This window comes from Paraburkholderia aspalathi, from assembly GCF_900116445.1.
Taxonomy (GTDB): Bacteria; Pseudomonadota; Gammaproteobacteria; order Burkholderiales; family Burkholderiaceae; genus Paraburkholderia; species Paraburkholderia aspalathi.
Genome location: NZ_FPBH01000003.1, coordinates 503,179 through 517,714, shown reverse-complemented (window position 1 = coordinate 517,714; position 14,536 = coordinate 503,179). Strand labels below are relative to the sequence as shown.

Annotated in this window: 14 protein-coding genes; 13 read left to right on the top strand and 1 reads right to left on the bottom strand. The window is 59.8% G+C overall.

Annotated features, from left to right (window positions below; all coding sequences use genetic code 11):
• Positions 1 to 7: 7 nt before the first annotated feature.
• The 10 genes from BM438_RS07280 to BM438_RS07225 all read left to right on the top strand — a co-directional run bounded on the left by BM438_RS07280 (position 8) and on the right by BM438_RS07225 (position 8,883).
• Entirely contained in the window at positions 8 to 856 is an 849-nt protein-coding gene (locus tag BM438_RS07280) for a polysaccharide deacetylase family protein (protein WP_167378327.1), read from the top strand.
• A 31-nt stretch (positions 857 to 887) separates the two neighbouring features.
• Positions 888 to 1,586, top strand: coding sequence for a response regulator (locus BM438_RS07275; RefSeq protein WP_093633606.1), 699 nt, complete (start codon positions 888 to 890; stop codon positions 1,584 to 1,586).
• Positions 1,587 to 1,589: 3 nt separating this feature from the next.
• On the top strand, positions 1,590 to 2,885 hold the full coding sequence (locus BM438_RS07270) for a sensor histidine kinase (RefSeq protein ID WP_093633605.1): 1,296 nt from the start codon (positions 1,590 to 1,592) through the stop codon (positions 2,883 to 2,885).
• A 143-nt stretch (positions 2,886 to 3,028) separates the two neighbouring features.
• A complete protein-coding gene (locus tag BM438_RS07265; RefSeq protein ID WP_208620617.1) occupies positions 3,029 to 4,336 on the top strand; it encodes a family 8 glycosyl hydrolase in 1,308 nt (435 codons plus the stop codon).
• Between the two features lie 121 nt (positions 4,337 to 4,457).
• Positions 4,458 to 5,633, top strand: coding sequence for a glycosyltransferase (locus tag BM438_RS07260; protein ID WP_093633604.1), 1,176 nt, complete (start codon positions 4,458 to 4,460; stop codon positions 5,631 to 5,633).
• 35 nt (positions 5,634 to 5,668) lie between these two features.
• The gene (locus BM438_RS07255) at positions 5,669 to 6,064 is read left to right on the top strand and encodes a hypothetical protein (RefSeq protein WP_093633603.1); all 396 of its coding nucleotides are present in this window, start codon (positions 5,669 to 5,671) and stop codon (positions 6,062 to 6,064) included.
• Positions 6,065 to 6,172: 108 nt separating this feature from the next.
• Positions 6,173 to 6,442, top strand: coding sequence for a hypothetical protein (locus BM438_RS07250; RefSeq protein ID WP_093633602.1), 270 nt, complete (start codon positions 6,173 to 6,175; stop codon positions 6,440 to 6,442).
• A 676-nt stretch (positions 6,443 to 7,118) separates the two neighbouring features.
• Positions 7,119 to 7,427, top strand: a complete 309-nt coding sequence (locus tag BM438_RS07235) for a hypothetical protein (protein WP_054039802.1) — start codon at positions 7,119 to 7,121, stop codon at positions 7,425 to 7,427.
• 248 nt (positions 7,428 to 7,675) lie between these two features.
• Positions 7,676 to 8,320: a hypothetical protein gene (locus BM438_RS07230; RefSeq protein ID WP_093633600.1), complete on the top strand. Its 645-nt coding sequence runs from the start codon at positions 7,676 to 7,678 to the stop codon at positions 8,318 to 8,320.
• A gap of 59 nt (positions 8,321 to 8,379) precedes the next feature.
• Complete coding sequence (locus BM438_RS07225) at positions 8,380 to 8,883, top strand: M48 metallopeptidase family protein (protein WP_093633599.1); 504 nt, start codon at positions 8,380 to 8,382, stop codon at positions 8,881 to 8,883.
• A gap of 71 nt (positions 8,884 to 8,954) precedes the next feature.
• Here BM438_RS07225 and BM438_RS07220 read toward each other — a convergent pair whose 3' ends face one another.
• Positions 8,955 to 11,273: an FdhF/YdeP family oxidoreductase gene (locus tag BM438_RS07220; protein ID WP_093633598.1), complete on the bottom strand. Its 2,319-nt coding sequence runs from the start codon at positions 11,271 to 11,273 to the stop codon at positions 8,955 to 8,957.
• Positions 11,274 to 11,441: 168 nt separating this feature from the next.
• On the opposite strand from BM438_RS07220, the gene BM438_RS07215 reads away from it, so the two are divergent.
• From BM438_RS07215 to BM438_RS07205, 3 genes are all read left to right on the top strand, one after another.
• Positions 11,442 to 12,875: an aminotransferase-like domain-containing protein gene (locus tag BM438_RS07215; RefSeq protein WP_093633597.1), complete on the top strand. Its 1,434-nt coding sequence runs from the start codon at positions 11,442 to 11,444 to the stop codon at positions 12,873 to 12,875.
• Positions 12,876 to 12,907: 32 nt separating this feature from the next.
• Positions 12,908 to 13,216 (top strand): helix-turn-helix domain-containing protein, encoded by a 309-nt coding sequence (locus BM438_RS07210; protein WP_093633660.1) that lies wholly within the window; start codon positions 12,908 to 12,910, stop codon positions 13,214 to 13,216.
• Between the two features lie 161 nt (positions 13,217 to 13,377).
• Positions 13,378 to 14,508: a BMP family ABC transporter substrate-binding protein gene (locus BM438_RS07205; RefSeq protein ID WP_093633596.1), complete on the top strand. Its 1,131-nt coding sequence runs from the start codon at positions 13,378 to 13,380 to the stop codon at positions 14,506 to 14,508.
• The last annotated feature ends 28 nt before the right edge of the window (positions 14,509 to 14,536 follow it).

Below are 14,536 nucleotides of genomic sequence, written 5' to 3'. Positions count from 1 at the left end.
ATCATCGATGGAATCGTTCGCTCTCTCGCTGCCGGTACTCATGTACCACCATGTTTCAGAGTCGAATGGCTCGCTGAATATCTCACCCGAGTGTTTCGAATCACAGATGCACTGGCTGGCACACAACGGATATGTCACGCTCACCGCGGACGAATTCGCGCGCTTCCTGCGCGGTGCGCCCATGCCTGATAAATCGATTCTTCTGACATTCGACGACGGATACCTGGACAACTATATTCACGCGCATCCATGTCTCGAGCGCTACGGTTTCAATGCCGTTATGTTTCTGGTGACTGGTCGCATTCATGACGGTCCAGTTCGACCCGTCATCACAGCTCGCGCGGCCAGGAGCATGTCGCACGCAGAGTGCGAGCAACGCGTCCAGGCTGGCCGATCGGACGATGTCACGGTGCGTTGGAGCGAGATCGAACTCATGCGTAAGGCCGGAACTTTCGAGTTCCACAGCCATACGCACAGTCATCGCCGCTGGGACATATTGTGCAGTGATTCGGTCAGCAAGCGGCATCGCATCGCACAGGATATCGAAATATCTAAATGTATTCTGGCCGATCGCCTGGGTATGGTATCGACGCATCTGTGCTGGCCAGAAGGCTATTACGACGACGACTATATCGCGGCTGCTCGGGTCGCTGGTTTCGAATATCTATACACAACGAGGAACACTCGCCGCAATCACGCGGGTAGCGATCCATACGAGATTCATCGTATGGCGGACAACGGCAAGAGCGCGGAGTGGCTGGCGCGAAAAGTACGCCGCTATCAGCATCCGCAGTGGGGCGCCGCTTATTACTGGTTCAAACGACTTAGAGAATTCAGAAAGGGCGTGCGTCTATGAGAATTCTCTACACGATGGACGCTGCGCCACCATGCCAGACACGCTCCTGTTGATCGAAGACGACCTTCCGCTCGCAGCATTGACGGCTGAGTTTCTGCGCTCCGAAAATTTCGAGGTTGTGATAGCTCACCGCGGCGACGTGGCTGTGAAGATGATCGATGCAGTACGCCCGGACCTGCTCGTTATGGACGTCATGTTGCCGGGCATGGATGGATTCTCCCTATGCCGCGAGATTCGGTCCTCCTATTCAGGGCGGATTCTCATGATGACGGCACTGGACGAGGACGTAGAACAGTTGATGGGCTTCCATGTCGGCGCCGACGACTTTGTCGTCAAACCGATCGATCCTCTCTTGCTCGTGGCCCGCATTCGCGCCTTGTTGCGAAGGGACATTCGCCGTCCCAAACCTGGCCGGGTGTTCGACCACACGTTCGGGCATTTCCGGCTAGACCTCCATGCTCGAAGGGCCTGGCTGGACGATAAAGCTGTCGCGTTTTCGGTGGCGGAGTTCGACCTCCTGTCGATTTTCGCTCGCCATGCCGGCACGCCGCTCAATCGGGAACAATTGCTTCAGAACCTCCGTGGCGTGGAGTACGACGGCCTCAATCGTTCGATCGATATGCGTGTGTCCCGGCTGCGGAAGAAGCTGGCGAACCTGGATTGCCCTGTGACGATCCGCACCATCACTACGCAGGGCTACCTGTTTGCCGAGCTATCGGGCGAGGAGTAGTTCATGCGGCTTTCACTGAGACGTTGGTCGATCATTGTGATCGGCGTCGGATGGACTGGCTCAATCCTTGGCCTGTTGTGGCTGTCGGCCTCCGCTGCGGTCGGCATCAGCGAGTACAGTTTCCGCCAGTTGATGACCGGACCCGGCTACCTGCTTGCGGAGCAACTTCGACCGCTGTCGACGGCGCAGCGCGAGCAGCGGTTGATACTGCTACGCCAGCACTTCCAGTATCCGATCGAGCTAGTTGCAGCCGACAGCGTCGAGCTGCCGCCGCAAGCGCGCACCATGCTCCTGCATCAGCAGGCCGCACAGAACAGTGATGAGGAGATCGCCTACTTCTCACTCGACGACGACACGTTGATTCAGTTCGGGCCGATGTGGGGCAGCGCTGCGCTGACGGATGTACTGGGTTCTCCGGTTTTTCTTTTGACCGCCGTAACCGCAAGTGCTCCCATCCTGGGCTTTTCAGTCGTCGCCTGGCGGCGCAAGCAACGATGGTGCCGCGACTTGCAGGAGATCACTGCCTGCCTTTCTGACATGGCGCGCTCGCCGGCCATCATGCTGCCCGCCGTCGACAGGGAATGGATGCCGCTGGTGCTCGCTATGCGCAGGCATGTCGAAGACCTGTCTGCGATGAGCGAGCGTCACAAGGAGGTGTCGCAAGCGGTCTCGCACGAGTTGCGTACCCCGCTTGCGCGAATGCGCTTTGCCATGATGCTGCTCGGCAGGAGCGAGGACGTCGCAACCCGGAACCGTCTCCAGGAACGACTGCAACTGGATGTCGACCGACTCGAATCGCTTGTACGCGCGAGTCTACGTTTCGCCAGACTGACCGATGCACCAGCGCGCGTTGCCCGCGAACCTATCGCGGTTCTGACATGGCTGCGTGAAGAGCGCATGGATGTCGACGACAAAGGTTTTGTGATCAACGTCACCGCACAACCGGAACATCTCCAGTTCACTGCCGACAGAGACCTGCTGCATCTGATTGCCCGCAATCTCCTTGAGAACGCGCTCGCGCATGGTCGCTCCCACGTCATTGTGGGTGCCCGCCTCGACGAGACGCGGCAGATGATCCTGGAGGTCGAGGACGATGGCCCCGGCATTGCCGCGGAAGACCGCGAACGCGTGTTCGAACCTTTTGTCAGGCTCGCGGCCGGTGGTGAAGAGAGCTCGGGATTCGGACTCGGACTCGCGCTGGTACGGCGCGCGGTGTATTTGCAGGGCGGCAGCATCGGCATTTCAACCAGCGCTTTGGGCGGTGCGTGCTTCCGTGTGACCCTGCCGTTGCCCGCATGACCCCGCGGCGGTTGCCCTGTTACGCGCGGTGACAACACTGCGTATGCCTGTCACTTATGCTCGTTTCAGACGTTGTGCGCTGACTGCGATGTTGATGCTACGCTCGATCACAACTTGTCTGCAACGAACCGACTGGGAAGCTCATGCGGGACATCAAATCAAAGTTCATGATTCTTTGCGTAACAGCGTGCCTCGGCGCCTGCGGTGGCGGCGATGATGCGACTGCCAGACCCGAACCGGCAAAGCGCAGGGTGCAGAAAGTCTTGACGGCAAAACCCTATGTTGGGGGCACGATTCTGCCCAACCATATTTCAGCGGCTGAACGTGACAGCCAGGTGCGGGCATTCTATAGAGAATGGCGAACCAGGTATGTGGTGCAGGAATGTGGAGACGGGCGCTATTTCGTCAAGGTCAATGCGGACCACCGACCTGTTGGCGGCGATACGGCGCCGAAGACAATCACCGTATCGGAAGCCCACGGTTATGGCATGTTGATCACCGTCATGATGGCGGCACATGACAACGACGCTCGCGACATCTTCGACGGTATGGTCCGGTACTTCCGCGACCACCCCGCGGTGTCGAGCCCGCATCTGATGGCCTGGAATCAGGTAGAAGGTTGCGCCAACTCGGGCGGCACGTTCCGCGGGAAAGTCAGTGCGACCGACGGCGATCTGGACATTGCGTATGCATTGTTGCTGGCCGACCGCCAATGGGGCAGCGACGGCGCGATCAACTACCGCCAGGAAGCGCGGGAAGTGATGCAAGCCATTCTGCAGTATGAAGTGCACCCCGCAGGCAAACACCTGATGATCGGTGATTGGGCCGGAACAGATGGCGACCCGGAGATCGAATACACGACACGGTCATCCGATTTCATGCAGTCGCACCTGACGGCTTTCTTCACCGACAGCGGCGATGCACGATGGCTGGCGGTCCGTGACCGAACCTATGTGATCGTCAGCGAGATCCAGCAACACTACAGCCCGAAAACTGCGTTGATGCCGGACTTTATCTTCCACCTGGATGGGGAGCCCAGGCCCGCGAAACCACGTTTGGTCGGGGACCCGAGAGACGGCGAGTATTCGTGGAACGCGGCTCGCTATCCGTGGCGGGTCGGGATGGATTATCTACTCTACGGCGAGCCGCGTGCGTTTAATGTACTCGGCACGTTCAACCGTTGGGCGCGATCCGCCACGGGTGGAGACCCCGCGTCGTTCGCCAGTACCTACCATCTGAATGGCGTGCCCGTCGCGGCTGAGGGCAGGAACAGCCTGGCTTTTGTTTCCGCGTTAGGCGTGTCGGCGATGATTAACTCGGACAACCAGGAATGGCTGAACGCGATCTGGGAAAACCTGCGCGGCCAGAGCCTGGAGAACAACGACTACTACGGCAATACGCTCAAGCTACTGTCGATGATCGTCATGTCGGGCGCGTGGCTGCAGCCCTGATAACGGTCCTAATGTAGTGAATGAAATCGCCGCGTAGGTACTGCGTTATCAGCACTTGCAGTCTGGAAACCCGCGTACTACCGGCTCGAGCAAATCGGAAATTTTGAGGCGACCTGCTGTTATGAAGATTCTCTACACCAACTTTCACACGGGTGATGGCGGCGGTCATACAACCTATATTCTCAACCTGGCTGTAGCACTAGGCGGGCGCCATCGCGTGACGATTGCGGCACCCCGGTCAAGCCGGCTCTATCTGTACGGGAGGCAGATCCCCGGTGTCGAAGTGGTGGCGATGGGTTTTCGCAATACGCTGACATCGATGGTCGGAACCGGGTTGGCGCTGCGCCGTCTGATCGAACTGAACGGGTTCGATATCCTGCATGTCAATGGCTCCGCGGATCATCGGATCGCGATGCTAGCTACGATGGGATTGGGGAAAAGCTGCCCCTGTATTGTTTATACGAAACACAATGATCTGCCTGCGAGGAGCGTGACCACATGGCTCAAAGGCACGTTGGGGACCGATTCGGTAATTTGTGTTTCAGCGTACACACGGCGCCGGCTGGCGCAAACTGTCTATGGACGCAAGGTTAATTGGGTTGTGCGGCACGGTATCGATCTTGGGCGCTTCGCACCTTTGAACACAGCTGCCGTTAGCAGGATTCGGAGCCGATTTTTGCCTGGGATTCCAGAGGATGCGCTGGTGGTCGGGAGCACTGCAGGCATGGATGACAACAAAGCGTGGCTGGACATGGTGACGGCGGTTGCCATGTTGCCCGATGCATTACGTAAGCGCGTCCGCATTGTTCTCGCGGGTCACTTACCCGATGCAACACAGCGCTCAAGAGTGGCCGCACTGGGGATGACGAGGCAGGTGATCTACACCGGAATGCTTCGGGACGTTCGGCCGGCAGTAGCGCTTCTGGATGTGGGTTTTGTGCTTTCCCAGCGGGAAACGCTGTCATTCGCGTGCCGGGAAATGATGGCGATGGGCAAGCCGGTGATTGTCTCCGATACCGGTGGCTTGCCGGAGAATGTGACCCCTGGCGAGGATGGCTGGCTTGTCCCGCCAGGTGGACACGGCTACATCGCGCAGCTTCTCATGCTTCTACTGTGCAATCCGTCCGAGGTCGAGCGTGCCGGCGCCGCTGCACGTGCCAAGAGCGAGGCGGAGTTTTCATTGCAGACTTTCGCGGCCCGTACAGAGGCGGTCTACGTCGAGTGCTTATCAAGAGTCTCGCCGTTGGCAGCAGAAAAAGGTCTCGCTCAACGGGTGACGCGGGGGCGCACCGCCTAAAGCGCGTCGTAATTGAGCGAGTGTGCTGAACACCCGTGACCACTGTGGCGCTCCAGAATCAAATCAACAACATCCAGCTACCTATGAATTTACCACTGTTATCCAACGGCGCAGCGTATACAGCTCGGGAAACCCGTAACGGTGTCCCGCTGGCCTATATCAGCGAGAAGCTGGCGTATGCGATTGAAGATGCCCATGCGGCCGGGCAGGCGCACCCGGAAATGCGCCTACGTCTTTCCCATGTGATGTATTCGCAAACTCTGGCGTTCCTCGCGCTTCACAATATGCTGGGCGCCGCCAATGACTCGGGATTGCCGGAACGCTTGCTCGATCTGGAGCGCGAGGAACTCAGGAAATGGATCAACGCTGTCGTAAGCTATGGGGATCTGCTGGGAGGGGGTGATGTCGGAACGCGCAACAGTTCTTGCTAACGCAATGGTCGCTACGGGGAAGCGGGTAGGTGGTCATGTTTGAAGCGCGATCCCTATCGATCAGCCGCTACATGCTACGATGCCTCGACGATCACGATGGAGACAGCCATGTGGGACAAGATCGAACATAACGGATACGAAGTCTGGGTCCTGCCGATCCTTGCATACGGTCCCCCGGCCCCAACCACCTTGTGGCATTACTCGGCGTACATCTGTCGCCACGGTTCCGATGCCCACCTCGCCGGGCAGAGCATTCGCTTCCAGGAACTTGTCGCCACGTTCGGCAGTGAAGAAGAGGCCCGCGAGGCTGGGTATGTCGAAGGCAAGCGGCGCGTCGACATGATGGTCGAAGGCGGCCCGGTCGCCGGCAACGGCTGATCACCGCGCTAGTTGTTCACAATGGAACTCTGGATTCAACCATGCGCACGGTGCGCTGATCTCTACGGGCAGCCGGCTACCGCGGCTGCGCACGACGACCTGAGGCCCAACGGCGTCGGCACTGTGAAGGATACGCGAGCAGAAGAGCACTACACCTGCGTGCGGTGCGGCGGCGTGTTTGCCCGCATTCTTGCAGGTGCCCCCACGCGGCAGATCTGGATGCTCCTGAACGCGGGGCAGCACTGATTCTCTTGCGCAGGAGAGTCGGCTTGCGGCTAGTATCCTTCATACGAAGATTCTTCGAAGATACCGACGGAGGCCGCTATGTGGACCTGTCGAAACTGCAATGTGTCGTTCCCCTTTGATCGCGTCGAGCCGGAAGCCGACAAACAAGGTTTCTTTTTCCTCTGTCCTGCCTGTGACTACCGCAACCAACTGGTGGATTCAGGTCCTGACGCAATAGGGCGCCCTAAGCTTGTCCAGAGCGACGACGGGGTCTCGCCTGACGATCAGTCTGACTGAAGACAACGCTGCCGAACACATTCCGCAGTTAATCGCGCTCGAGGCGCGGCGCCGTCGCCGTCGCAGATGATCCGGCAAGAAAATTGGTCAATGAACCAGAAAAAGAAGCAGCGCATAATGGTGAAATCCCTTTGGCAGAATGATGGAGGCAGATATGGCTACGTTTGCTATAGACGCCATTCGCATCAATCCGACGAACGACAGGATTACCCACGTGCGTTGGGCTCCCGTCGACCCGGCGACGCGTGACTGGTTGTCCCCCACGTCGATTGTCGAGGTGGCCGAAGTCGTGGCCGCGATCCGTCGGGGGAATGCTGTTTGGTCCCTTTTTACGCTCGGCGGCATACGGTTTCTGGGGCCAAAAATCGTGTCGGTTGCTCACGCCGACGGCCACGACGGGATTGACACCGATGTCCCTGGCGAGCACGTCGAAAAGTGTATTGACGATTTGCCGCACGTTTGACCGCACACACCCGGTCAGGCGGACCTTGGCGTAGCGGTGCTGCCGCTGCGCAAGGTCGTGGTGTCCTCGAAAATCATTCGCAAAGACCGTAAATTGACGTGCAAGGCGACGCGCCTTCCTGCTTGCCCTCGATGCGGAAAATATCGAACTGGCGGTCGCCGTGGCCCGGATAATTGCGCCGTTGCACAGAGCGTCGCCATGTTTAATGTAAATTGGTCGTTCTTGAGAGCGCCTTTTAGCGAAACACCATGAAAAACGGAAAACCAAAACTAACGCGTCGTGATGCAGACGGTCTTTTCCCCGACCTGCAGCAAAGCGGCGCCCGTCTCGCTAGCCGGCCTGATAACCCGTTCGGAGAAGAAGTATCCAGAACAACCGATCGACGCGATCGTGGCGAGGCCAAGCTTTGGAAAGATAACCTCGTTACCTTGCCTGCTGCGATCGAGTTGCCGCCAGGGTACGAGTCGGTGTCGCACGTGCGCGATGCAATGGAGCGCGCCTGGCGTATGAAATGGGTCCGGGAAAGCGGCAATGAGGTTGTGGCGGAATTTCCTGAAGGCTGGACGGCCGCTCGGCCACCCAGCGGTGCAGTGGAGTTAAAGGACGCAACTGGCGTGGTCCGGGCCGTGTACGGCTGGGCAGGAGATGCTGAAGTGAGACTCCTGCCACGATATCGGGTCGAAACGCAGGAGAACAGTTCGAGCGGTCTTGGCAGTCTGCTTGTCCGTGATCGTGAGAGCGGACAGATTCTCGAGAGGTCGTCGACGTGGTCCGCGAAGACCGGGACCAACCACCCTGATTGGACACGGCTGTCGGCGTGGCTCGACAAGCAGTATCCGCTTCACCGGGATCCGCTGCGCCTGTGGACGGATTGCGAAGGCAATCGCGGTTGAATTCGGCTCAACAAAAGTCCGTCGCCGCGAGGCCATCGTCACAAGCAAACCCCATTGCCATGCAACACCTGAAATACCTGACAGGCTACCCAGCCGGGCTGCAGGAAAAAGTCAAAAAGCTGATCGCCGAGGAACAACTCGGCTCGTACCTCGTGAAGCGCTACCCTGACACGCACCAGGTACAAACAGATCGGGCCCTGTACGAGTACTGCTCGGAGCTCAAGCGCGAACACCTTCGCAACGGCGCGCAAATCGACAAGGTCACTTACGACAGCAAGCTTGATGTTGTGCGCCACGCACTCGGCCTGCACACGAGCATCTCGCGCGTGCAGGGCGGCAAGCTGAAGGCGAAAAAAGAAATCCGCATCGCCTCGCTATTCAGGGAGGCTGCACCGGAATTCCTGAAAATGATTGTCGTGCACGAACTCGCTCACTTGAAAGAAAGCGACCACAACAAGGCGTTCTACCGCCTCTGCGAGTTCATGCAGCCGGGCTACCACCAGATTGAATTCGATCTGCGCTTGTATCTCACGCACCGGGATCTGACGAAAAATCAGCCGTGAGCGCCAAGTTTAAGATGCGGAATTTCGGGTGACGCCTACGAGCGGTCGTCCGAAGCTCCGCATCAAGAGCATCAAGCAGCAACCGCTTCAACAACCGCCGACGCCGTCAACAGCACTGGAATCGACTTCGAAGTCGGCGTCCCCGCGCCGTCGGCAACCGACGAGAGCGGCACCAACGGATTCGTTTCCGGATAGTAGGCGCCAAGACACCCACGCGGAATGTCGTATTCCACCAGCAGGAACCCAGCCGCGTGACGCTCGATCCCATCGGCCCACACGCTCTTGATATCCACGCGCTGGCCCGCAACGAAACCTAGCATCGCGAGATCGTCCTTGTTGGCGAACAGCACGCGCCGCTGCCCATACACGCCGCGATAACGGTCGTCGAGGCCGTAGATCGTCGTGTTGTACTGGTCGTGTGAACGCGTCGTCATCAAGGTCATCAGACGCTCGCCATGCTCGGCGCGCGCCTGATGAATCGGCGTGTCGACGTCGATCGCATGCACAAGGAACTGCGCCTTGCCGCTCGGCGTTTTCCAGATCCGCTCGCGCGACGCCACGCCCAGGTGAAAACCGCCCGGGTTCTTGAGTCGTTCGTTGTAGTTCTGGAAGCCGTCGATCACCTGCGCAATGCCGTCGCGAATCAATGCATAGTCAGCGGCCTGAGCGAGCCAATCAACCTTGTTGCTGCCGAGCGTGGCGTGCGCCATGCGCGCGACGATTGCAATCTCCGACAACAGATTCTCCGAAGCCGGCTTGTTCATGCCGTACGAGATGTGCACCATGCTCATCGAATCCTCGACGCTCACGCCTTGCGCCACGCCATTCTGCAGATCGATTTCGGTGCGTCCGAGCGTCGGCAGAATCAGCGCGTCGCGGCCATGTATCAGGTGACTGCGGTTCAGCTTGGTCGTGATGTGCACGGTTAACTCGCACGAGCGCATCGCTTCCCACGTGCGGGGCGTGTCCGGCGTCGCGATCGAGAAGTTGCCGCCGAGGCCGATGAACACCTTCACCTTGCCGTCGAGCATCGCCTGGATCGTGTTGACGACGTCGAGACCATGCTCACGCGGCGGTTCGAAATCGTAGACTTCGCCGAGCCGATCGAGAAACGCCTGAGTCGGCCTTTCTTCGATGCCGACCGTGCGGTCGCCCTGCACATTCGAGTGTCCGCGCACCGGGCACAAGCCCGCGCCGCGGCGGCCGATATTGCCGCGCATCATCATCAGGTTCGACAGAATCTGCACCGTCGGCACGGAATTCTTGTGCTGCGTGAGGCCCATGCCCCACGTTGAAATCACTGCGCGGCCCTTCACGTAGATGTCGGCGAGCTTCAGCACGTCTTCAAACGGCACGCCCGATTCGGCGACGATGGTGTCCCAGTTTTCGGCACGCAAATCGTCGGCGAATGAATCGAAGCCGACCGTGTGTTCGGCGATGAACGCGACGTCGAGCACGCGTTCGAGACCCGACGTCAACGCTTCGTCGTCGAGTTCGATCACGCGTTTGGCGACGCCCTTGATCAAGGCGAAATCGCCGCCCACCTTCGGCCGGATGAACACGGAGCTGATTTTTGTGCTGCCCATCGTGATCATTTCCACCGGATGCTGCGGACTCGCAAAGCGCTCGAGGCCACGTTCCTTCAGCGGATTGATCGACACAATGGTCGCGCCGCGCTTCGCGCATTCACGCAGTTCGCCGAGCATGCGCGGATGGTTGGTTGCCGGATTCTGGCCGAAGATCAGCAGCGTATCGGCGTGTTCGAAGTCGTCGAGCGTGACCGTGCCCTTGCCGATGCCGACCGTATGCGGCAAGCCGCGGCTGGTCGCTTCGTGGCACATGTTCGAGCAATCGGGGAAATTGTTGGTGCCGTACATGCGCACGAACAACTGGTACAGGAAGGCGGCTTCGTTGCTGGCGCGGCCCGAGGTGTAGAAGGCGGCGCTGTCCGGATCGTCGAGGCGCTTCAGGTGGTCGGCAATGAGGTCGAAGGCTTCGTCCCAGCCGATCGGCACGTAACGGTCGCGCATCGCGTCGTAGACAAGCGGGTCGGTCAGACGGCCATGTTGTTCGAGCTCGTAATCCGACTGCGCCATCAGTTCTTCAACCGTATGCTCCTCGAAGAACGCCGGCGTCACGCGCTTGCTGGTCGCTTCGGCCGCCACCGCCTTGACGCCGTTTTCGCAGAACTCGAAGGTCGACGCATGCTCGCGGTCCGGCCACGCGCAACCCGGGCAGTCGAAACCGTCCGGCTGGTTCTGTTTGAACAGCATGCGGTAATCGCCGCCCGTCACCTTTTCCTTGAGGAGGTTGATGGCGACGTATTTGAGCGCGCCCCAGCCAGCGGCGGGGTGGGTATACGGTTCGATGCGAGCTTCGGGTTTCTTCATGATCTGCCGCCGGATATGGCTTGGACGAGGCTTTTATGCCGATGCATGAAAGCCTACTGTGTTCCAAAAACGGCGCAGCATACAGAAAAACGGAAAGGAGAGGGATACAGTTGTGGGAAATTTGTCATAGACTGGCGTTCCGCCCATGTTTTTGTTCGAGCCAGGTCCTTGAAACTGTACGAAAAACTCGCCGACGAAATGACCGAAGCCGTGCGCCGCGGCGTGTTCGCGGCGGGCGAGCGGATTCCGTCGGTGCGGCAGGCGAGTCAGCAGCACGGCGTCAGTATCAAGACCGTGCTGCACGCGTACGCGTTGCTGGAAAGCCGGGGGATAGTCGAGACCCGGCCGCAGTCGGGCTATTTCGTGCGCGACGCGGTGGCGACGGCCGCCGCGCTCGACGAGCCGCGTCTGAACCGCCAGCCGGCAGCCCAGGCGCCGCCGGTGGCCGCTGCGGTCGACGTGAGCCGCCTCGTGCTGTCGACGCTGCGCAGCATCCGCGCACATGACGCTGTACCGCTCGGCTCACCGTATCCCGATCCGTCGTTGTTCCCGTGGCGGCGCATCAACCAGTACGCGAATGCGATTGCCCGGCGGCACGCGAGCTGGAACCTGATCGACGACCTGCCGCCCGGCAATCCCGAGCTGATCCGGCAGATCGCGCGGCGCTATGCCGAGAACGGCGTGCCGGTCGACCCGGACGAAATCATCATCACGCTTGGCGCGACGGAGGCGATCAACCTCAGCTTGCAGGCGGTCGCCAAGCCGGGCGACACGGTCGCCGTCGAGTCGCCGACTTACTACGCGATGCTGCATGCCATCGAGCGTCTCGGCATGCGCGCCATCGAAGTGGCGACGCATCCGGTCCACGGTATCGATATCGAGGCATTGGCCCAGGTCATCGCACGGCAGAAGATCGCGGCGTGCATGGTGATGCCGAACTTCCAGAATCCGCTCGGTTTCCAGATGCCGGATGAGCGCAAGCGGCAACTGGTCGAACTGCTCGCCGCGCACGACATTCCCGCCATCGAGAACGATGTCTATCAGGAGCTGTACCTCGGCGAAGCGCGGCCGTCGACCTTGAAGAACTACGACACCAAGGGACTGGTGCTGCATTGCGCGTCGTTTTCGAAGAGCCTGACCGCGTCGTACCGGATCGGCTGGGCGATGCCGGGGCGCTACCGCGCGCAGGTCGAGAAGCTGAAGTTTCTCAATACGCTGACTACGCCTTCGGTGCCGCAAGTCGCCGTCGCCGATTACTTGAAACAGGACGGCTACGACCGGCATTTGCGGCACGTGCGCAAGGTCTACCGGCAACAGGCGAGCATCATGATGGCGATGGTGCAGCGGTTTTTTCCGGCAGGCACGCGCATGTCGACGCCGCAAGGCGGCTACGTGCTGTGGGTGGAGTTGCCCGAAAGTGTCGATTCGATGCGGCTCTATCAGGCGGCGCTCGCGCGCAGTATTACGATCGGGCCAGGCATGATGTTTTCGATGCGCGACGATTTTCGCCACTTCATGCGGCTCAATTACAGCTATCCGTGGACGGCACAGACCGAGGCGGCATTGAAGACGCTGGGAGAACTGGTGGCGCAGATGGCTTGATCGGCCTTCAGAAAAGCGAGGAGACATTCACGATGGAAGACGATGAACTCGATCCGGTACTGGTCGCCGTGCTGGCGCAGTTGTGGCGCGCGCATCTGGAAACGCCTGGTGGCGCGTGGTCGCTCGCCAAGCTGTCCAAACAGGCGGATGTGCCGATGAGCGGCTTGCGACGGCAACTGACGGCGTTGGTCGACGGCGGCCTGGTGGACACCACGTTCAACGAGGAAGGCACGGGAACGGCGCGCCTGAGCGAGATCGGCCAGGACTTGTGTGCGGATCTGTTCGGTGAGGGCGATTCGCCCGACGATGACGAGGCGGACCCGCCGCCACGCGTTCATTAAGTGTTCTGGCTACCAAAATACAGATTCCGTTATGGGCGGGATAACGAGAAATAATTTTTCCGCGGAAATTGACCTTCGAATATGGCCCCCTATGCTGGAGCCTTGCCCGGGACAGTCCCGGGCACTGTGGCAGGCACCTGGAAACCATCTTCGGAGAATTCATGAAAGCAAAGCTGGCGCGAGTGCTGCATCACTCATTGCGCATCAAAACCGTTCGCACTGTTCTTGCTGCAGCGTTCGGCGCGTCCCTCGCGCTCGGCGCCGGGGCGGCAGCCGCTGCGACTGCGCAGCCGCTCGGCATCGCCTTCGTCTACCTCGGCAATCCGGGCGACGCCGGCTGGACCTACGCGCACGAACAGGGCGTGAAAGAGGTCGAGGCGAAATTCGGCGACAAGATCAAGGTGACGCGCGTTGAGAACGTGCCGGAGTCGGCGGATTCGGAACGCGTGTTTCGCGATCTGGCGGCGAAGGGCAACAAGATCGTGGTCGGCTCGAGCTTCGGCTTCCAGGATTTCGAACTAAAGGTCGCCAAGGACTTCCCTGACGCCGTATTCGAACATGCGACCGGCTACAAGAAGGCCGCCAACTTCGCCACCTATGACGTGCGGACTTACCAGAGCGCATATCTGGCCGGACTGGTCGCCGGTTATACGACGAAGTCCAACACGCTCGGCTTTGTCGGCTCGGTACCGGTGCCGGAGGTGGTGCGCAACATCAACGCGTTCACGATGGGTGCGCGCTCGGTCAACCCGAATGCGCGCGTAAAGGTCGTGTGGATCAATAGCTGGTTCGACCCGGGCCTCGAAAAGCAGGCCGCCGAGACACTGATCGGCCAGGGCGCCGACGTGCTGATCCAGAACACCGATTCGACGGCGACGATGCAGACCGCCGAGCAGAAGAAAGTGCATGCATTCGGCTGGGACTCCGACATGAAGAAGTTCGGGCCGAACGCGCAGTTGGGCGCATGCGTGAGCAACTGGGGCGTGTACTACACGCATCTGGTGCAGCAGGTAATGGCGGGTTCGTGGAACAACTCGCCCGTGTGGTGGGGGCTGAAAGAGAAGGCGATCGATCTCGCCAACATCAACACGAATGCGGTGTCGCCGACCGCGCAAAAGGCGTTGAGCCAGAAGCGTGACGACATCATCTCCGGCAAGTTCAATCCGTTTGCCGGTCCGATCGCGGATCAGTCCGGTGTGGTGAAGGTCGCCGCGGGCAAGTCGTTGAGCGATGCCGAGCTGCTGCGTTTGAACTGGTTCGTGCAAGGCGTCGACGGTACTCTGCCGAAGTAATGCATTGATTGGCTTGCCTAACTATTAT